This is a genomic window from Sorangium sp. So ce145, from assembly GCF_051525985.1.
In the GTDB taxonomy this organism is placed as follows: domain Bacteria; phylum Myxococcota_A; class Polyangia; order Polyangiales; family Polyangiaceae; genus Sorangium; species Sorangium cellulosum_B.
Genome location: NZ_CP150315.1, coordinates 2502548 through 2520922, shown reverse-complemented (window position 1 = coordinate 2520922; position 18375 = coordinate 2502548). Strand labels below are relative to the sequence as shown.

General features: G+C 72.2%; 15 protein-coding genes. 6 read left to right on the top strand and 9 right to left on the bottom strand.

The genetic code is table 11. The features are described from left to right. Nucleotides 1–191: 191 nt before the first annotated feature. The 3 genes from WMF34_RS09630 to WMF34_RS09620 form a co-directional block, all read right to left on the bottom strand. Entirely contained in the window at nt 192–3554 is a 3363-nt protein-coding gene (locus WMF34_RS09630; RefSeq protein ID WP_437993082.1) for a hypothetical protein, read from the bottom strand. After that, the gene (locus tag WMF34_RS09625; protein ID WP_437993081.1) at nt 3515–3856 is read right to left on the bottom strand and encodes a hypothetical protein; all 342 of its coding nucleotides are present in this window, start codon (nt 3854–3856) and stop codon (nt 3515–3517) included. The genes WMF34_RS09630 and WMF34_RS09625 overlap by 40 nt, the downstream gene beginning before the upstream one ends. A 66-nt stretch (nt 3857–3922) precedes the next feature. Continuing rightward, a complete protein-coding gene (locus WMF34_RS09620; protein ID WP_437993080.1) occupies nt 3923–5578 on the bottom strand; it encodes a glycoside hydrolase family 30 protein in 1656 nt (551 codons plus the stop codon). A gap of 304 nt (nt 5579–5882) precedes the next feature. Between WMF34_RS09620 and WMF34_RS09615 the strand changes: the two genes are divergently transcribed. Both WMF34_RS09615 and WMF34_RS09610 read left to right on the top strand, forming a co-directional pair. Beyond that, entirely contained in the window at nt 5883–6674 is a 792-nt protein-coding gene (locus tag WMF34_RS09615) for a hypothetical protein (protein WP_437993079.1), read from the top strand. A gap of 168 nt (nt 6675–6842) precedes the next feature. Further along, nucleotides 6843–7421: a hypothetical protein gene (locus WMF34_RS09610; RefSeq protein ID WP_437993078.1), complete on the top strand. Its 579-nt coding sequence runs from the start codon at nt 6843–6845 to the stop codon at nt 7419–7421. Between the two features lie 138 nt (nt 7422–7559). On the opposite strand, the gene WMF34_RS09605 is transcribed toward WMF34_RS09610, so the two are convergent. After that, nucleotides 7560–8381, bottom strand: coding sequence for a metallophosphoesterase (locus WMF34_RS09605; protein ID WP_437993077.1), 822 nt, complete (start codon nt 8379–8381; stop codon nt 7560–7562). An 18-nt stretch (nt 8382–8399) separates the two neighbouring features. Then, the gene (locus WMF34_RS09600) at nt 8400–9641 is read right to left on the bottom strand and encodes a radical SAM protein (protein ID WP_437993076.1); all 1242 of its coding nucleotides are present in this window, start codon (nt 9639–9641) and stop codon (nt 8400–8402) included. A gap of 288 nt (nt 9642–9929) precedes the next feature. On the opposite strand from WMF34_RS09600, the gene WMF34_RS09595 reads away from it, so the two are divergent. After that, a complete protein-coding gene (locus tag WMF34_RS09595; protein WP_012234463.1) occupies nt 9930–10355 on the top strand; it encodes a putative metal-binding motif-containing protein in 426 nt (141 codons plus the stop codon). Between the two features lie 142 nt (nt 10356–10497). Here WMF34_RS09595 and WMF34_RS09590 read toward each other — a convergent pair whose 3' ends face one another. Both WMF34_RS09590 and WMF34_RS09585 read right to left on the bottom strand, forming a co-directional pair. Next, nucleotides 10498–11865: a hypothetical protein gene (locus WMF34_RS09590; protein ID WP_437993075.1), complete on the bottom strand. Its 1368-nt coding sequence runs from the start codon at nt 11863–11865 to the stop codon at nt 10498–10500. 203 nt (nt 11866–12068) lie between these two features. After that, nucleotides 12069–13274: an SMP-30/gluconolactonase/LRE family protein gene (locus WMF34_RS09585; RefSeq protein WP_437993074.1), complete on the bottom strand. Its 1206-nt coding sequence runs from the start codon at nt 13272–13274 to the stop codon at nt 12069–12071. Nucleotides 13275–13493: 219 nt separating this feature from the next. Between WMF34_RS09585 and WMF34_RS09580 the strand changes: the two genes are divergently transcribed. Further along, complete coding sequence (locus WMF34_RS09580) at nt 13494–14474, top strand: 2-dehydropantoate 2-reductase (protein ID WP_012234460.1); 981 nt, start codon at nt 13494–13496, stop codon at nt 14472–14474. A 12-nt stretch (nt 14475–14486) separates the two neighbouring features. Here the strand turns inward: WMF34_RS09580 and WMF34_RS09575 are convergent, their stop codons facing one another. Then, nucleotides 14487–14621 (bottom strand): hypothetical protein, encoded by a 135-nt coding sequence (locus tag WMF34_RS09575; protein WP_437993073.1) that lies wholly within the window; start codon nt 14619–14621, stop codon nt 14487–14489. Between the two features lie 65 nt (nt 14622–14686). Here WMF34_RS09575 and WMF34_RS09570 point away from each other — a divergent pair, with 65 nt between their 5' ends. Together WMF34_RS09570 and WMF34_RS09565 are read left to right on the top strand one after the other, a co-directional pair. Then, complete coding sequence (locus tag WMF34_RS09570; RefSeq protein ID WP_437993072.1) at nt 14687–15835, top strand: multiheme c-type cytochrome; 1149 nt, start codon at nt 14687–14689, stop codon at nt 15833–15835. A 148-nt stretch (nt 15836–15983) separates the two neighbouring features. Further along, nucleotides 15984–17597, top strand: a complete 1614-nt coding sequence (locus tag WMF34_RS09565; protein ID WP_437993071.1) for a hypothetical protein — start codon at nt 15984–15986, stop codon at nt 17595–17597. Nucleotides 17598–17687: 90 nt separating this feature from the next. On the opposite strand, the gene WMF34_RS09560 is transcribed toward WMF34_RS09565, so the two are convergent. Then, nucleotides 17688–18092 (bottom strand): GFA family protein, encoded by a 405-nt coding sequence (locus WMF34_RS09560; protein WP_437993070.1) that lies wholly within the window; start codon nt 18090–18092, stop codon nt 17688–17690. Between the last annotated feature and the right edge of the window lie 283 nt (nt 18093–18375).

Sequence of the window (18375 nt, the reverse complement as noted above, 5' to 3'; positions counted from 1 at the left end):
TGACGCTCGCCAGGCTCGACCGGATGTCGCTCTGGACTTCGGTGATGCTCGCCAGGCTCGACCCGGTGTGATCCCATGATGCGCGACCAGGCACCGCTCTGGCGGGACTTCTGACATGCGGAACCAGGTCGTCTCTGACCAGAGGCCGACGCCGCCCGCCGCAGGCAGCGCCGAACCGAGGAGCAGCCGGCTCACGGCGGCATGATGAACGACGCCGGCCCCGCCACCGCGGGGGACGGGTCCTTCCGGTAGCGCTCTGCCAGCAGCTCGCGCCGCTCCGCCGTCCAGCCGTTCTTCGGCGACGCCGCCTGAACGAGCGCCTCCAGCGCGAGCCGACGCAGCCGCGGATCCGGGCTCTCCCGGAGCTCCTGCTCGAGCTGCGACGGGTGGACGCAGCCGCGCACCGCGGACATCGCGGCGACCATCGCGTCGTGGTGCAAGAGATCCCGACGGCCGAGCTCTGCGAGCGCCTGCCCGAGCGCCTTCCACGGGAGCAGGCGCGCCGCGAGCCCCAGGTACTGGGGCACGGCCAGGGCGTCCGCCTCGAGCGCGGCGAGCAGCCCCTCCGCGACGGCGACGCAGTGCTTCGCGGCGTACGGGCCGAGCCGCGCCGAGAGCGCGGGCAGGAACGCCATGAGGTGCCGGCGCTGCGGCAAGAGCTCCGCGAGCCGCTGGACGACGATCGCGACCTCGCCCGGCTGCATCCTCGCGAGCACGGCGGACAGCGCCTCCGCCGCCTCCTCGGGCGCGGGCGCGGCCATGTGCTCGAGCAGCCGGCGGAAGAGCGACCGCGCCTCGTCCCGGAGCGGCAGGTACGCGCCGCGCCGGAGCAGGTCGAGCCGCGCCTCCGGCTCGGCCCGCCCGAGGATCGCGGCGAGCAGGTCCACCACGCGCCGCTCGGCCTCGGTCGATAGCCTGCCGAGCGGGATGTCCGCGAGCTTCGAGGCCACGATCCAGTCGGGATCCCGGGCGGCGCGACCGAAGACGTCCCAGGTCTCGGGCTTGTCCAGGTGGTCCCAGAGCGCCCGGAGCAGCGCGATCCTCACGTCCCGGTGCGTCTTCGGGGCGTCCAGCCGGAGCAGGTCCCGGTAGGCGTCGTCGCCGCCCAGCTCGCCGAGCAGGCGCACGACCTCCTTGGCCACGGTCACCTTCGTTGTCGGCACCGCCCGGAGCTCGGCGAGCACCCGCTCCCGGGACATCTCGGAGAAGGCCTTCCGGAGCGCGTAGATCGCCCAGCGCGCGCGATCATCGCCCAGGCACTCGATCAGGACGGGGACGCCCTGGCCGGCGTCGAGCCAGGGCAGGCCCCGGATGGCCATCTCGCGCAGGGGCGGCCTCGGATCCGAGGCGAACGGGGTGATCGCCGACGCGTCGGCGTACGCGAGCCGGACCAGCGCGGAGATCGCGAACCGCAGCGTGGGGACATCGCTGGTCTCGTCGCCGAGCAGCGCGCGGAGGCCGGCGGCGTACTTCTCCTGCTGCCTCGCCGTCCAGCGGCCGTGGCCCCCGCCGAAGTCGAGCACCCAGCGCGTCTTGCCCGTCGCGAACCTGCCGGTCATGGGCTGCGCCCGGTCGAGCAGGGGGTCCAGGAGATCCTGGCGCTTCTGGCTCACGTGCCGGGCGACGGTCGCGATCAGCACGAAGCTCCTGTCCTCGCGCAGCAGCGCGGGCACGAGCCGCGCGAACCGCGGCCTGTCGTGGGCGCGCAGGAGGCCGAGCGCGCCCGCCGCGACGCCGACGAACGGGAGCTCGCGGGACAGCCGCTCGAGCGCCTCGAGGAGCGGCGTGACCACCTTGAGGCGGATGCCGAGGCTCTGCGCGAGCGAGAGCACCGCCCCTGCCCGCTCGCCGGTGCACCATGCGCCCGCGAGCTGCGCGAGCGCCGGGGTAAGCCGCTCGGCCTCCGCCGGGGTCAGCTCCTCCCCGAGGCCCTCCGTCGAGACCGAGCCGCGCACCGCGAGGATCTTCGTGAGCCAGCGCGCCCCCCACGCCCCGTCGACGCGGAACACGCGGACGACGAGCCGCTCCACGGCCGAGGCCGTGGCGTGGGACAGATCCGCGGCGTCGAGCGCGTCCTGCGCCACGGCGCCCGCGGCCTCCAGGTGCTCCTGCGCGAACCGGCCGAGGGGCAGCGCGGCGAGGGCGCCGATCATCGCCCGCCGCACCGGATCCTGCTCGAACTTGCGGGCGCGCACGTTCGCGAGGGCGTCCGCGAGCGCGCCCCGGTCGTGCAGGACGCTCGCGATCAGCAGCGCCTGCGCCTTCGCCCGCTCGTCGCCCTCCGGGTGCCCGAGGAGCGGCGCGAGCACCTCCCTGGCCTCGGCGAACGACAGGAGGCGCGCGTAGCTCATCCGCCGGTCCGGCTTCGAGACGAGCGACGGGCAGCTCGAGAGGTGCCGCCTCGCCTCGCGCTCGCGCAGGTCGCGGGGCAGCGCGTCGAGCACATCGGGCGCGATCGTGCCGTCGGTGGCCTGCGCCGCGCACGACCAGCGCACGAAGGCCCGCTCCCGGAGCACCTGCTCCTTGGCCGACTCGGCCTTCACGTAGCGGAACAGGAAGGCGCCGTAGCCCCCGGCCCCTCCGAGCAGGAAGGCCCGCAGCACGGCCTTCTGGTCGTCGGGACCGAGCCGCAGGAACCACCGCGGGCCCAGCTTGCCGTCGCTCAGCGCGCCCCAGGCGTGGCGGATGAGGTAATCGAGGCGCTCGGCGCCGAGGGCGGGCGCGCCCTTGTCGAAGCGCACCACACCGAAGACGCCGGGCGGCCGCGCGGGTCGCCCGCTCTCGTGGCGCACCTTGAGGAGGTCGAACGTGGCGGCCGGGCGCGATCGGGCCAGGAGGTGCAGGGAGCCGGCGAGGAACGAGGGCTCCTCGCCGCGCTCGAAGAGGGCCTGGATCAGCGGCAGCGCCGCGTCGGGCGCGCGCCGGGCGAGCGGGACGAGCAGCGGCGCGAGGCGGTAGCGCAGGCGGACGTCGAGGGACTTGGAGCGGGCGATCGCCTCCCCGAACCAGCGCGCCGCGGCCGCGGGGTGCCTCACGCCGAGCCGATCGATGCAGCTCGGGCCGCCCGCCTCGTCGATGGCGCGCCGGTGCGCCGACACGAGCGCCTCGGAGCCGAACGGGAGCAGATCCACGATCAGCGGATCGCGCCCCGCCTGCATGCGCGCGCCGAGGAAGGCGTCCACGGCGGCCTGGCGCTTGCGCCGCGCGAGCTGGGCGACGGTGCGCCGGAGGGTGCGCCGCTCGAGGAGGGCGCCGAGCGCCGCGAGCGCCTGCGCGTCGTCGCAGAAGCGGGCGACCATGCGGCTTGCGCGCCGCCGCACGGAGCGGGACGGATCGGAGACGGCCGCGACGACGCGCGCGCCGTCGCCCGAGCCGTAGACGCTCATGAGCGCGAGGAGCCGCTCGTAGGGCTGCGCGCTGCTCCAGAGCGCGCCAAGGAGCGCGCTTGCGCCGGCGTCGCCGCGCGCGGCGGCGCGGCCCAGCTCCACCACGCGTCGGACGCGGTCGTAATGGGTCAGCGGCTCGATGTCGGCGAGGAAGGAAGCGGCGTCCATGGAGGGCGATCATAACGCCCCGGGGCCGGAGGCTCGCAAGACCGAGCGCGGCGGCGCTCCGGAGCGTCGACACCCTCCGGTTTGAGTTTCATCTCTCCCGGGAGGCTGTCGACACCCTCCGGTTTGAGTTTCATCTCTCCCGGGAGGCTGTCGACACCCTCCGGTTTGAGTTTCATCTCTCCCGGGAGGCTGTCGACACCCTCCGGTTTGAGTTTCATCTCTCCTGGGAGGCTGTCGACACCCTCCGGTTTGAGTTTCATCTCTCCCGGGAGGCTGTCGACACCCTCCGGTTTGAGTTTCATCTCTCCCGGGAGGCTGTCGACAGGTCCGGGCCGCGATGGGTCGACCCGGGCCGGGTCGCCCGCGCCTCACTTCCAGTTGACGGTGGCCCAGCCGCGGGCAGGAACGCTGAACTGGAGCTTCTTGCCGGCCACGCCGAGGGTGGTCGTCTTCGCGGAGCTGCCGGAGTTGTAGATGACCGTGACGATGCTGCCGTCCGGGTTCTTGAACGCCAGCGCGTCGCCGCCGGTCGTGTTGACGCGCATCGCTCCAGGATCGACGTACTGCGAGACGTGGCGAAAGACGTAGTAGGCAGGGGTCAGCACCAGCTCCTTCGTGTCGGCTTTCACGTTGAGGAGCGCATTCTGGGGCCACGGCCGCTGCGAGTCGATGTTCTTCCCCACCGGGTCCAGCACCATGTTCCAGGCGCTGTACGAGTTCACCCCCGCCTTGATCCAGTCGCGGATGAGCCCCCAGCTCTCCTGCCCGTAGGCGTGATCGTTCGCCGCCGTGTCCGGGTTGAACACCGGCACGCCCGGAGGGTTCCAGTTGTAGTTGCCGCACTGGTGCTCCGTTTGCACGATCGGCATATTCCGCGATTTCAGGCCGTTCACGCTGCCCCGCATGTTCCACTGCAGCCCGAAGCCCTTGACGTACTTCATCGCGGTGGCATCGCCGGTCACGGCGCTGAGGATCTGCGGGTCTGCCGCGTCGTTGGACATCGTGCCGAGGAAGATCTGCGCCTTGATCCCGCGCTCTTCGAACGTCGGTCCGAGGTAGGTGCCGATGAACTTGGCCATGAGCTGCCCCGTCCACCCGCAGCTCGGATACCTCGTCTCGTAGGTCGGCTCGTTCTGGGGGTGGACCGCCTCGATGGTCATGCCCTCCGCGGCGTACGCCTCCACGAACTTCGCGAAGTACAGGGCATGCGCCTTCAGGGTGTTCGCGTCGTCCTTCATCTTGCCACCATCGAAGGCGCCGTTGCTCTTCATCCAGGTGGGGGGCGTCCAGGGGCTGGCCCAGAGGTGGAGGCCGGGCCTCACGGCGAGCGCCGCCTTGATGTACGGGATCAATTTCTCCTTGTCCCGCGCGATGGAGAAGCTCTCCATCGTGAAATCATCTTTCTTCTCGTTGAGGCTATAGCGGTCCATCGCATAGTCGCTGGCCCCCATGGGGATGCGCCCGTAGACGAACCCTGCGCCCTCGCTCTTGTCGAAGAGAAGCTTGATGGCTCGCTGCCGCTCGGCCTCGCCGAGCATCGAGAGCATGTTCCAGCCCATCTCGTTGAAGGAGCCGCCGAAGCCATCCCAACGCTGCTGCGTTGCCGCATCGTCGACGGTCACGTCGGCATTGCCGCTCGTCACTTCCGTCGGCGTCCCGATCTTCCAGTACTCGTTCGCGCCCGAGGTGATCAACGTGGGTTCGACCACGTCGGGCTCACCGCCACCGGTACCGGAAGACGAGCCGCCGCCGCCGCCTCCGCCCGGATCGCCGCCCGCACCGTCCGAACCGCCCGTCCCCGCGCCGCTGCCTGTCGTCCCGCTCCCGCTCCCGCTCCCGCTCGCGTCTCCGCTCCCGCTCGCGTCTCCGCTGCTGCTCGCGTTTCCACTCCCGCTCCCGCTGCTGCCCGCCCCCGCACCCGGGCCGCCCGAGCTCTCGGGTTCTTCCGGGCCGCTCGAAGAACCACACCCCACCAGGAGAAACGCGAGCAATATGCCGGCGGTCGAACCGCGTGCCCTGTTCATCACAAAAATCCTCCATCCCAGGGGTGCAACCCCTTGGCGGTGCCTGCAGCAGGCGTCAGAAAGTGGCCGTCCTATATGCCCAGAAGGCCCCACGGTGATCGGGCGGGCGGGATAAAAGGCAGCAAGCTCCACGTCGATGACCCGGCGCACGCACGCGCCATGCGCTCGCCTCACGCCTCCCGTGCCGAAGGTCCGCGTCGACATCGCGGATGACACGGCGGCACGCCTTCCAGATCGTGCACAGCAGATCCAACCCGGCCGTACGATTGCTGTGTTTCGACGCGCGTGTTAGCGTCGGCCCCCGATGCGAACCGCGGTTCTCGCCCTCGCCCTCGCCCTGCTGGCCGGTTGCGGGGGCGCATCCGGGGCGGCGCCCGGCGCGGCCCTCTCTCCCTCCTACGCGGCGAGCCTGGGCTCCACGTCGGCGAGCATGCCCAGCATGCTGCCCGCGCCGGCGTTGCCCAGCCGGGCTTCGGTCCAGGCCGATCTGGTCGTCCGCCCCGACGTGCTCGTCCTCGGCTTCGCGCTCCAGGAGACCGACGCCGATCCGCAGCGCGCCCTCACCGCGGCGCAGGCCGCGGTGGAGAACCTGGAGCGGCAGTTCAAGGAGGCGACCGGCGGCGCATCCACGGTGAAGATGCTGGGCGCGTCATTCAGCACGGTCTTCACCGACAAGGCGGAGAGCGACGGCGACGCCGTATCGGCCGCCGTCGACGGCGTGATCGAGGTGCGCCTCGCCCCCGAGCTCGACTTCTGGGCGAGGAGCCGGCTGGCCGCGGCCGTGGCGCAGGTCAGGCGCGAGGTGAGCGCCGCGGTGCAGGCGGCGAAGGACGGGCGGCGCGGGGCCACCTTCGGGCAGCTTCGGGCCGAGGTGAAGGAGCCTGAGGGGCACCGCGCGCAGCTGACCGAGCAATGGCTCCGGAGGGCGCGATCGTTCGCGGAGGCAGCGCAGGCGGCGTCGGCGCCGCTCCTCCTGGTGGACTGCGCGCCGCCGGGGGCCATCGAGCAGCGGCCGATCTCGCTGCTGGAGGTAGGGCTCTCGCTGTCGGTCGCGTGCCGCCTGAACGCGCTCTCCGCAGAACCGAAGCGCGACTGACGGCCCCCGGGCGGTTCACCCCCCGGTCATCTCGGATTTCCTTCTCCCCTAGGTGCACGAATCCGACGACGTTGCCGATCGAGAGCGATCGCGACCAATGCTACCATTGGCGCACAACGAGGTTCGTTGCGGAGGTGACGCATGCGCACTCGCTTGAAGTCCCCAGTCATGGTGGCGGTCTCCCTTCTTGCCAGCGCTTCGTCGCTCGGATGCTTCGGCGACCTTCCTGATCCCGTGGGGGAGCCACCTTATGAGGAGCCGACCGATCTCCGCGTCACCATGCGCGATGGCTCTCTCTTCGAGGGGGGTCCGATGCGCCTTGAGCTCTTCGAGAACGGCGGGCCGACGGCACTAGCCTCGATCGGCGCCCGGGCAGCCGACGGACGGGAGTGGTCTGCGACCTTCGGGCTCTCCCTTGAACAGGTCTCCGGGGCGACCGTCGAGCTGCGCATCGAGCCGCTGTCGGAGGGAATGGGGACAGTCACCCTCCAGGAGGCCGGGGAGCGTCGGTACTCGGAATCCGGCACGCTGTCCTTCTCGCTGGAGAGCAACCGGACCGTCAGCGGGATTGCGAACATCTCGCCTCAGGACGCCTCGGCGGAGTTCGAGGGCCAGTACACGCTGATGTGCTGGGTGCGCCCGGAGTCCCTGGGCCAGCCGCGCAACGGGGAGGGTGTCGGCGTCGAGCAGATTCAGGACGTCGAGTTTGCGTCGTCTTTCTGCAGCCCCATGGCACACCTGCGCTGAGGAAGACGGGCGGGACAGAGCCCGACCCGAGCAGCCAGGGCGAGGAGCTCGCAGCTGGCGCGAAGGCGGGACGAGCGGCGGCATGACGCTCCGGGGTGACGTGCCGCGCGGGTCGTCCATCCGTCGTCGGGCAGGACGTCACCCGGCGATCAGCCGGAACACGGGGAGCTCTGGCCGACATGTGAACCGCACAGGAAGGACGCTTGTGCCGACACCGCGGCTCACGTACACCCTGCCATGGGCCGAGTCGTACATGCCCGAGCGAAATCGGCCTGATCCAGGCGGAACCCACACCGCCGTTCCGAGCGCTCGGATCTGTCCTCCATGCGTATGCCCCGCGAGGCCCAGATCGAAGCGCGGCGCGCCAGGAGGGAGCGTCTCGAAGACGCCGGGCGCGTGCGTGAGAAAGAGCCGAGCCGGAGCGGACGGCACGTTCGCCAGGGCGGCGCGCAGGTCGGCGTTCCCGCTGCAGAAATCGTCCGTCGCGACGATGGAGACGCCGCGCTTCAGCAGCACCGACTCGTTCCCGAGGAGCCTGGCTCCGGCGCGCGCGTACACCTCGCTCAGCCTCTGCAAGGGGACGTGCCCCCAGTGTTCCCAGTTGCCGACAGTGGCGAGGACCTCACGCCCCGGCGCGGCGAGGCTGCGGCAGAGCTCCTCCAGCGCGCCGAGCGAGCCCTCGCCCTCGATCGCGTCGCCGGTCAGCACGACGACATCAGGCGCCAGCCCACGGACAGCCTCGATGGCCTTCTCGTGGACGCTGCCCAGCGCGCGCAGGTGGATGTCAGAGAGGTGAGCGATCCGAAACCCCTGGAGCGCGGCCGGGAGCCGGGGGATGGGGACATCGTGCTCGGCGACATCGAGCCAGGAAGGTTCGATGGCGATTCCATCGAAGGCGGCAATCCCCGCAGCGCAGCAGCTGGCGTGGAGGAAGGCTCGGCGGGTGACCGGTCGGACCATGTCGGAACCTTAGCAAACTCAGCTGGAGGGCCGCGGCTTGCGCGTGAGCTGGACCAGCTGCTCCGCGGGATCGAGCCCGGGATCGGGGCCGTCGAGATCCTCCAGCACGAGCTCGAACAGCCCGTTGTCGAACGGCCTCCCCGCAGCCGGCTCGGCGGGCACGAGGCGCTCGCGCTTGCCCTGCGCGGCCAGCGTGCGCGCGCGGAAGTGGCAGTACGGGTTGTTCCCCGGCCGCCCGAAGAGCGCGTGCGCCGTGAAGGTGCACCCGCCCATGCACACCTCCGCGAAAGCGCAGCTCCGGCAGAAGCCCCAGAGATCGTCGGCCGTGCGCGCCCGCGTGAACGCGAGGCGCGGCGCCTCGTCCCAGATCTCCTGGAGCGCGCGCCCGCGCAGGTCGCCGCCCACGTAGGCGTCGCTCTGGAGCGACGGGCAGCCCTTCACCGCGCCGTCGGACTCGATCCCCAGCACCAGCTTCCCGGCCTGACAGCCGCGAAAGTGGTCGCGGCCGCCCTCGCGCAGCGAGCGCAGGAGCGCCTCCTCCGGGCCGAAGTAGCCCAGGTTGTTGCCGGGCATCACCGTGATCCCGTCGCGGAAGGCCCGCCGCTTCAGCTCGGCGATGCGCGGGAGCACGTCGAGCAGATCGTAGGGCTGGAGCAGCATCGCCGGCCGGTCGGCCGCGCGGCCGAGCGCCGCGGTGATCTGCACCTGCCACGCCTTGATCCCCTGCTCCCGCAGCAGGTCGTAGAGCGCCTCGAGGTCGCCCTGGTTCACCCGGTTGAGGTTGGTGTTGGCCGCGGTGAGCAGCCCCGCGCTCCGGAGGTGCCCGAGCGCCGCGAGCGCGCTCCCGTGGCTGCCCGGGGCCTTGCGGATGAGGTCGTGGGCGCGCTCCAGCCCGTCGACGCTGACCGAGACGCTGTGCAGGCCGGCCTCCTTCAGCTGCGCCGCGATCTCCGCCGTGATCCCCCGCCCTCCGGTCGTCATGGTCGGCCGCACGCCCGCGGCCTTGAGCGCCGCGATGATCTCCAGAAAGCCGTCGTGCAGGTAGGCCTCGCCGCCGATGAGCACCACCTCGCGCGCGCCCATCGCCGCGAGCTGCCGCACCACGCCCAGCGCCTCGTCGGTGCCGAGCTCCGAGGGCCGCGCGGCCCCTGCCCTGGATCCGCAGTGCCGGCAGGGCTGATCGCAGCGGAGCGTCAGCTCCCAGACCACGTACGCCGGGAAGTACTCGCCGGGGACCACATCGAGACGGCGCAGGGCCATGCCGGAGCCTACCGCGAACTCCGCCGCCGGCTCCTGCTCTCCGGTGCACTTTCGATCGCGCGGGGGATGGATGATGACCTGCGCACGTGCACGCGCACGTGCACGCGCACGTGCACGCGCACGCGCACGAGCACGAGCACGCGCACGCTGGGCGCTGCGCCACTCCCCTTCATTTTCCTTGTGCGTCGCCGAGGCGGCTTGCCATAGAATGGGACGGTTTGACCTCCCTGGCTCGGCCTTCCGAGGTGAGCCAGGGCTCGGCCTCATGGCCCAAAGGCGGAGATCCTCATGCTCACCCTCGGCGCTTGTCCCTGCTGCGATGGTTTCCTGCCCCCCGGCGCTTCCGCCTGCCCGCATTGCGGCGCGACGCCCGCGGCCGAGCGCGCCAGCTGCGCGCAGGCGCGCCACGGGATCGCGGGCCGGCTGCTCGCGGCGGCGTCGGGCGGCATGATGGCTGTCACGCTGATGGCCTGCTACGGCATGCCCCCGTGCGACGAGCCCGCGACCGACAGCGACGGCGACGGCTACCAGGCGACATGCGAGGGCTACGGGCCCGAGGAGGACTGCGACGACGGCAATCCGGACATCCACCCCGGCGCGACGGACGTGGCAGGTGACAGCATCGATCAGGACTGCAGCGGCGACGACACCCCGCTCGGCACCGGCGGCACGGGAGGCACCGGCGGCGGAGGCGGCGCTGGCGGCGCCTCCTGACAGATCCCCTCACCTTGTTGGCATTTTCATGGGGAATTGAACAGGGAGACGAGGAGACGGGGAGATTGATTTTTTACTCTCCTTATCCCCGCCTCCCCGCCTCCCTGTGAATCTTCCCGAAAAATTCGAGGGGACGCCTCGCCTACGGAGCCGCGGCCCATTCGGACAACACATGGCGGACGCGCTCGAGATATCCCCCCTCGCGCACGATCTCCTGGTATCCCGGCACCGCGCCGACCCACTCCCGCATACGCACGTTCGACGCCTCGGTGAGGTACATCGTGGGAAGCCCCATGAGCGCGGGCCCGTCCATGCCTGCGGTCGTGACGCCGAGCTGGCCGACGAGGCCGTGCGTTCGTTTCAGGTGCTCGAAGAACTGCAGCTGCGCCCGGCGCATGTCGAGCTGCCGGAAGGTCGGGTCCTTCCAGAAGAGCGTCATGTCGATCGCGCCCTCGGGGACGCGTGCGTCTCGAAGGGCGTCGCCGGTCAGCACAGGCACGAGCCCCGTGCGTTGAACGAGGTCCGTCAGCTCGAGCAGCTCGGCGAGCGTCGTGTTGCGGTGCGGGTGGTGGGTCCCCTCGCGGATCCAGAGCAGCACCTTCTTCCGGCATGACGCTCCCGCCCGCGCTTCCGCGAGCCTACGATCGACCCAGGCGATCACGGCTCCCGGAACCGGCGCGTCCGCCAGAAACGCCGCGCGAAGCCTCCCCTGGGCGGAGGACGGATCGACCTTGAACGCGCGGGCGACGATCTCCGTGGTCTGCTTCACCGCGCGCGGGCGCGAGCGGTACGCCTGAAGGTGATCGCTCAGGCCTGCATCGCGGAGAAACGCCTCGGCTTGCGCCGTCCCCGCTTTGCCTGGCTCGACCTGGATCGCCGTGCCCGCGAGGACGGCGGCCGCGGCGACGTACCACCCCTCGCCGAACGAGAAGCCGCCGTCCGTGTGGAACGTATACGCGTGGTTTCGCTCCTCGATGATCCTGCGCGCCGCGCGGGCGGCGACCTCGGCCTCCTGAGCCGCCGCGCGCGCCGCGCGGGCGACCTTGGACCGCGGAGAGCCGCCCTCGATCTCCGAGGCGCTGATCGCGGCCGCGCGGGCCGAGGCCTCTGCGCCGGCCACGATCGCCTCCACGCGCCGCCAGCCGTCGTCGCAGGCGTCGCGCGTCGGCGCGCGCTGCGCGCTCAACGAGAGCTGGCCCGCTCCGTGGAGCGCGTCTGCCGCCCGCGCCGCGTGGGCCCTCGCCAGCGTCGAACGGGCGCCCACCGCCGTCGCGAGGATTCGCTCTCTTCCTGCGGCGACCTCATGTTCCTGGAGAGCGGCGCGCTCCTGCTCGGCGGCGGCCAGCGCGCGATCCGCCTGCTCGATCGCGCAGTCGAGCAGACGCCGATAGCGCTCGCGCTGCCCCGGCGCGTGCAGCGTGGTCGCCAGGGCGAGCGCTGCGGCGAGGCTGCTTTCAGCGTCGCGCTCAATGTGCTGCGCGGCGAGCGCTTCGGCGACAACCACTCCCATGCACACCGGCTCAAGCTCTCGAACGTCGTGACCTACGCCGGACCGCCAGGCCGGTCAAGCGCCAACACCCGCTGAGAGCTCCGCGTCCGTGAATCCATCGCGGATTTCCTGGAGTGCGTGCTCGCGCGCGGGGACAAGCCGCCGGACGCTCGCGGCTGGAACGCCGGTGCGGCCGAGCACCGGCGGTCTGCGTCCAGCGAAGTTCAGTAAGGATATCCGGGGACGTTCATCTCCATCGCGTAGAGCGACGCGCCCGCCGTGATGTAAAGGGTCTTTCGATCGGCCCCGCCGAACGCGACGTTCGACACCTCGCCCATCCCCGTGATCCTGCCGAGCCTCGCGCCGCTCGGCGCGACGACCTCGAGGCCGTCACGCCACCCGATGTAGAGATTGCCCGCGCAGTCGACGCCCAGGCCGTCGGCCTTCGGCAGGTTCGCGGCGAACTCGGACGAGGCGCCGGGCGCTCCGTCGGCGCTCAGCGTATAGCGACGGATCCGGCCGGGGGTGAACTCGGTCACGTACAGCACGCTCTCGTCCGGCGAGAGCGCGACGCCGTTGGGGGTTTCCAGCGTGCCGATGAGGCTCACCGCGCCGGACGGGGACACGCGGTAAGCTGCTGTCGGCAACTCCGGCCTGCCGCCGCTGAGCTGAAAATCGGGATCGCTGAAGTAGACGTTGCCGTCGCTCCGCACGACGACATCGTTCGGGGAGCTGAACCGCTTGCCCATGTACGAGCCGGCGACCTCGCGCCGCGCCTTCGTGTCGAGATCGAACACGGAGATGCTGCGCGTGTCGTGGGTACATGCGATGAGGTTCCCGTCGCTGTGGAGGCCCAGCCCGTTCGTCCCGCTGTTCTCGACGAACACCTCGAACGCGCCCGGCGGCGTGAGCCTGTGGATCTTCGCCTTCGGACCGTTGAGGGGCGGAGCGTTCTGCGCCTGCATGTTGATCTCCGAGAAGAACAGCGCCCCGAGCTCGGCGACCCAGACCGGGCCCTCGACGTACGTGAACCCCCCTCTCACCAGCTGCGGCCTGCCGTTCGCCGGCACCGGATCGGCCGCGTACGGGCCGCCCGGGCAGACGGCCGACACGTCCTCACCGCCGCCCGCCCCGGCGCCGCCCGCCCCGGCCCCGCCGCTGCCGCTCCCCGTCGCGTCGCCCCCGCTGCCGCTCGTCGCCGCAGCGCTGCCCGCGCCCGCGCTGCCCGTGCTGCCCGCGCTGCCTGCGCTGGTGCTGCTGGAGCTCGTGGCGCCCACGCTGCCCGCGGAGCCGCTCGACCCGCCGGCCCCAGCGCCGCTGGAGGCTCCGCCCCCGCCCTCCGACTGGAGCGGGTCGTCGTCGCCGCCGCCACAGCCAGCCGCCGCAACGAGCACGATCCAAGAAACGACGAGCGAGTACCTGACCTTCATAAGCAAGAGCCTCCACGCGCCCCCGGCTGGTGTGCCGATCGGGCCCGCTCATCATCGTCAGCTCGCCTCCCGCCGCAAGGGCCGAGGTGGCCGAGCGGCGCAGCGCCTCGATCGCGCGCTCCGCGCAGGCCAAGGACCGGCGCGCCGCGGTGCGCCGTGAACGGCGGCGGCGGGCGAGGAGGCAGCCGGCGGTCCACGGCGATAGGATGCACGGACATCATGAAGATTGCTGTTTACGGCTTCGGATCCATCGGCGGTTTGCTCGGCGCCCGGCTGGCCACGGCCGGCTGCGACGTCAGCGCCGTCGCGCGCGGCGAGAACCTCGCCGCGTTGCAGCGGCGCGGCCTGCTGCTGCAGGTCGATGGAGAGATCACCCGCGTGCCGATCCGCGCTGCAGAGGATCCGGCCGCGCTCGGCGCGCAGGACGTCGTGATCATCGCGGTCAAGGCCACCGCGCTGGCCGACGTCGCCGCGCGCGTCGCGCCGCTGCTCCGCGAGGACACGATCGTCGTCCCCGCGATGAACGGCGTGCCGTGGTGGTTCTTCGCGCCCGAGAACGTGCCGTATGCCGGCGCCCGGCTCCGCTCGCTCGACCCGGGCGACGTCGTGCCGCGCGCCATCCGGCTCCGCCAGGTGGTCGGCTGCGTCGTGCATCTGTCGGGTTCCAGCCCGGAACCGGGGCTGGTGCGCGTCGGCCTCGGCAACCGCCTGCTGCTCGGCGAGCCGGCCGGCGGCCCCTCGGGCCGGGTGGGCGCGCTGGTCGAGCTGCTGCGGCGCGCCGGCTTCGAGGCCGAGGCCAGCGCCGATATCCGGACCGACATCTGGTACAAGCTGTGGGGCAACATGACGATGAACCCGGTGTCGGTGCTCACCGGTGCGACGTGTGATCGGATACTGGACGATCCGCTGGTGCGCGGCTTCTGTCTCCAGGCGATGCAGGAAGCGGCGGCGATCGGCGAGAGGATCGGTTGCCCGATCGCGCAGAGCGGAGAAGACCGGATGGAGGTCACGCGCAGGCTCGGCGCGTTCAAGACATCGATGCTGCAGGACGCGGAAGCCGGCAAGTCGCTGGAGATCGACGCGCTGGTGACCGTGGTCCACGAGATAGGCAAGCTGACCGGCGTGCCGACGCCGACCATCGACGGCTTGCTCGGCCTCGTGCGCCTGTGCGGCCGCGCGCGCGGCCTGTATGCCGGATGATCCGATCGTCGCTCAGGGCCGGGATCCACCGCAGTCGCCCGGGCAATTGCAGTCGTTCTCACCCGCGCCGCAGGCGCCGTCGCCGCATTTCGCGCAGAGGTGCGCGTCGGGCGCCGTGGTCACGCACGCGCCGTCGACGCGCGCCATGCTCGCGATGGGCGTGAGATCCGGGCAGACGCAGCGTCGGGAGTGTTGTAGTCGCACTCATCGCTGTGCAGCGCTGTGCACCTGGCCTCGGCTTGCTGGTCGCGGGCGCCCTCGCTGGCGCGTGCGCTGCCGCGCCGGACGCGCCCGCGCGGCCCGCGGGTGGCGTCGAGGCGCCGGCCGGCAGCGCCCTGCCCGGGGCCGCGGAGGCGGCGCGGGTGCCCATGCCGAGGCCGGCGCGGGCACGGCTCGGGGCGGCGGTGATCGCGAACCGGGCCTGCGAGGGGTGCCACGAGGAGGTGGCGCGGGAGTGGCGCGCGTCGCTCCACCACCGGGCGAACACCGAGCCGGCCTACCGGCGGGCGTTCGCGATCGAGCCGATGCCGTTCTGCCGGGCGTGCCACGCGCCCGAGGCGAGGCCGGAAGAGCCAGAGCCGGAGGCGCTCGGGGCGCTCGGCGTGGGGTGCGTGACGTGCCACGTGACGACCGACGGCGAGGGCGAGCTCGCAACGCAGGCGGTGGCGCCGGTGCTCGCTGCGCCGTGGGCGGGGCGCGGGGCGCCGCCGGCGGCGCCGCACGCGGTGATCCGGGACGCGCGGTTCGGGGGCGCGGACGCATGCGCGGCCTGCCACGAGTTCGCGTTCCCCACGGCGCGGGGGCGGTCGGCCGCGGAGCTGATGCAGTCGACCGTCATCGAGCACCGCGCGTCGCCGGCCGCGGACCGGCCCTGCGCGGCGTGCCACATGCCCCGCGGGCCGGGGGGGCGGCGCGGCCACGGGTTCGCGGGATCGCGGGACGAGGCGCTCGTGCGGAGCGCCGTGGCGGTGACGGCGCGGCGGCTCTCGGCGACGCGCGTGGCGGTGACGCTCGCGCCCGCGAACGCGGGGCACGCGTTCCCGACGGGGGATCTGTTCCGGAGGCTCGAGGTGTCGGCCGAGGCGCTCGGGCCCGACGAGCTGGTGCTGGGCCAGGCGGAGCGCTACCTGACGCGGCACTTCGCGCTGCGGCCCGGGGTGATCGGGCGGAAGCTCGTGGGCGACGACCGGGTGCACGCGGAGCCCGTGACGGTGGAGCTCGACGTCGGGGCCGCCGGCGAGGCGCGGACGATCGCGTGGCAGGTGGCCTACCAGAGGGTGGCACACCCGAACGGGGTGGACCTGCGCGACGCGGAGATCGAGGGCGAGATCCGGGTCGCGTCGGGGAGGCTCGCGCCATGAGCGGACGAGGGATCGGCGCGAGGGGGAGCAGGCCGGCGCGGCGCGCGGTCCGGGGTGGTGAGCGGCCGGGCAGCCGGCGGGTCGAGGATGAGAGCATGGGAGCGCGGCGCGGCAGTCCGGCGCGGCCGTGCCAGGAGGAGGACGGGCGATGATCGGGCGAAGGGCGTGGAGGGGGCTGGGCGGGCTCGTGATGGCGATGGCAGGGTGCGCACCGGCGCCTGCGCCGCAGGCCGCGGACGGGCCGCGCGCTGAGGCCGTGGCGCAGGCGCCAGGCGCGGCAGGCGCGGCGGGCGCATCGAGCACCGCGGGCGCGCCGGGCGGGGTGAAGGCGGACGAGGAGGCGAAGCCGGAGCCGCCGCCGAAGTCGGCGTTCGCGCCGGTGGCGCAGATCCCGGAGGAGGTCGAGCTGCGGCTGCACCCGGTGGAGGGGGCGCTGCTCGTGTCGACCTCCAACCTGACGATGCTCGAGGGGGAGCAGGAGGCCGTGGCCGCCGCCGTCGGCGTGCTGAAGGAGGGGAAGATCGAGTTCCCGAAGCGGCTGCATCTGCCGGGGTGGTGGGTGTCCGTGATCGGCGTCCACGGGCGCTATCCCGACCAGCTCGACCTGATCGCGACGGGCACGACGGGCCGCACCGGCGTCGCCGAGCACTACGCGCTGGGGGCGAAGGGCTGGGTGCAGCGCGTGAGCGACGCGGGGCAGTGGTTCACCGGGGTGGCGAGCATGGGCAGCTCGCTCGTGGGGCTGGTGGGGCCGACGATGATCGGGCCCTCGCGGTTCGTCACGCTGCGCGGGCCCAGGGTGGGGCTGACGATCACGCCGGCGCCCAGGAAGGGGGAGTGCCGCGGGTTCGACTTCGAAGGGGCATCGCGTTACTCGGAGACCGAGGTCCGCCCGGAGGCATTCGGGGCGACGCGCGATGGGACCGCGCTGAGCTACGGGCTCAACTGCAAAGGGGAGAGCGCCCTGGAGGTCTGGAAGCCGGGCGAGAAACGCTCGACCATCCTGCCCATCCCGGCGCCCTCCGACGAGCAGAGCGCCGACGATGTGCGCACGCTGATCCTGCCGGGCCCAGGCGACGGCGAGGCGTGGATCGTGGACGGGGGCGTGCTCCGCTACCAGGGCGGGAAGGTGAAGAAGATCGACCCGCCGGCGAAGGGCGCGCGCGTGCTCACCGCGTCGGCGGCGCCGGACGGGACGCTGTGGGCGCTCACGGACGGCGCGCTGTTCGCGCGCAAGGGAGATGCCTGGGAGCAAGCGCCGCTGCCCGACGGGGTGAAGGCCCGCGACGTGGCCGTGGGGAGCGACGGCGCGGTGTGGGTCGCGGCCGGCGGGGCGATCCTGAAGCACGGCGGCGCCAGCGAGGCCGCGGGCGCGGCGCCTGGGACCATCCAGCTCCAGAAGGGGCCGCCGCCGAAGCCCAAGGAGAACCGGACCTTGCCCAGGCCCGGCGGGCCGAAGTGCCCGCAGAACCTCGTGGTGCTCTACACGTTCAGCAAGACGGCGCCGGACGACTACGACTTCCCGCTGACGCGCAAGGCGCTCAAGGGACGCACGGAGTTCTCGCCGGCGCGCTTCGTGGTGACGCGCGACATGGGGCAGCGGTTCTTCGCCGCGTTCGTGCCGACCTGGGATCTCGCGAAGAAATTGGAGGAGCGGATCAAGACCGATGTGCAGGGCTCGACGCCGCAGATCGTGTGCGCCACGCCGGAGGTGGTGCGGGAGCTCAAGCTGGATCTGAAGACGGGAGAGGTCGCGAAGTAAGACGGGTGAAGACGGCGCGGCGGGGGCGCCGGCGTGCGGCGGCGCCTCCGTCGATGGGCCTCCGTCCGCCGCAGCCACCGGCAGCGACGGTCACAGGTGCCGGGTCTCTCCCGGCGGCGCGCCCCAGTCGTTGTTGCGTCCGTCGGCGTACCGGATCGGCGCGGAGATGAGCTCCGCGAGATCCACGTCGTCCAGCGAAGCGAGCTGGACCGCCACATAGTCGCCGCCGATCTCCTCGACATGCCCGCGCCCGAACGAGCGCACGCCGCAGTGTCGACAGAACAGGTGGTGCCCGACCTTCATGCCGAACTGGTAGTCGCTCAGCGCGTCCTCACCCGCGAGCAACCGGAACGCGTCCGGCTTGAGGATCACGTTCCAGTTTCTCGTCTTGGTGCAGATCGAGCAGTTGCACTTGTTGGTTCCAGCGCTCAGGTCGATGTCGGCCTCGAAGCGGACCGCGCCGCAGTGACAGCTCCCTGTATAGGTCTTCTTCATGTGCAAACCTCCTGGCAGGACGGGCGTTCGCGTTCGGACGCGCGACCAGCTGAAGGCCTGACGGTACCCGAATCCGCACCGGCGGGAGCCCCCTTCGAAGCGCCGCCGCGCGGTCTGGAGGCGCGCTGCGCCAGCGGCGCCGGGGCGTCCATCCGCCGAGCCGCGGGTTCGTTGCCCTGACACACCTGTCATGCCGCTCGGCGGGCGCCTGGCACAAGGCGTCAGGAGAGCCGCCTTCTGGCGCCCGCGCAGGCGGCCTGCCCATTGCTACGCCAGCCCGTTC

Excerpts from the sequence above, each read along its gene's own strand:
- WMF34_RS09610 (WP_437993078.1), top strand. The coding sequence starts at position 6,843 with ATGGTGGCGGTCTCCCTTCTTGCCAGCGCTTCGTCGCTCGGATGCTTC.
- WMF34_RS09615 (WP_437993079.1), top strand. The coding sequence starts at position 5,883 with ATGCGAACCGCGGTTCTCGCCCTCGCCCTCGCCCTGCTGGCCGGTTGC.
- WMF34_RS09560 (WP_437993070.1), bottom strand. The coding sequence starts at position 18,092 with ATGAAGAAGACCTATACAGGGAGCTGTCACTGCGGCGCGGTCCGCTTC.
- WMF34_RS09590 (WP_437993075.1), bottom strand. The coding sequence starts at position 11,865 with ATGGGAGTGGTTGTCGCCGAAGCGCTCGCCGCGCAGCACATTGAGCGC.
- WMF34_RS09575 (WP_437993073.1), bottom strand. The coding sequence starts at position 14,621 with ATGGCGCGCGTCGACGGCGCGTGCGTGACCACGGCGCCCGACGCGCAC.
- WMF34_RS09630 (WP_437993082.1), bottom strand. The coding sequence starts at position 3,554 with ATGGACGCCGCTTCCTTCCTCGCCGACATCGAGCCGCTGACCCATTAC.
- WMF34_RS09565 (WP_437993071.1), top strand. The coding sequence starts at position 15,984 with ATGATCGGGCGAAGGGCGTGGAGGGGGCTGGGCGGGCTCGTGATGGCG.
- WMF34_RS09585 (WP_437993074.1), bottom strand. The coding sequence starts at position 13,274 with ATGAAGGTCAGGTACTCGCTCGTCGTTTCTTGGATCGTGCTCGTTGCG.
- WMF34_RS09595 (WP_012234463.1), top strand. The coding sequence starts at position 9,930 with ATGCTCACCCTCGGCGCTTGTCCCTGCTGCGATGGTTTCCTGCCCCCC.
- WMF34_RS09580 (WP_012234460.1), top strand. The coding sequence starts at position 13,494 with ATGAAGATTGCTGTTTACGGCTTCGGATCCATCGGCGGTTTGCTCGGC.
- WMF34_RS09620 (WP_437993080.1), bottom strand. The coding sequence starts at position 5,578 with ATGAACAGGGCACGCGGTTCGACCGCCGGCATATTGCTCGCGTTTCTC.
- WMF34_RS09600 (WP_437993076.1), bottom strand. The coding sequence starts at position 9,641 with ATGGCCCTGCGCCGTCTCGATGTGGTCCCCGGCGAGTACTTCCCGGCG.
- WMF34_RS09605 (WP_437993077.1), bottom strand. The coding sequence starts at position 8,381 with ATGGTCCGACCGGTCACCCGCCGAGCCTTCCTCCACGCCAGCTGCTGC.
- WMF34_RS09625 (WP_437993081.1), bottom strand. The coding sequence starts at position 3,856 with ATGAAACTCAAACCGGAGGGTGTCGACAGCCTCCCGGGAGAGATGAAA.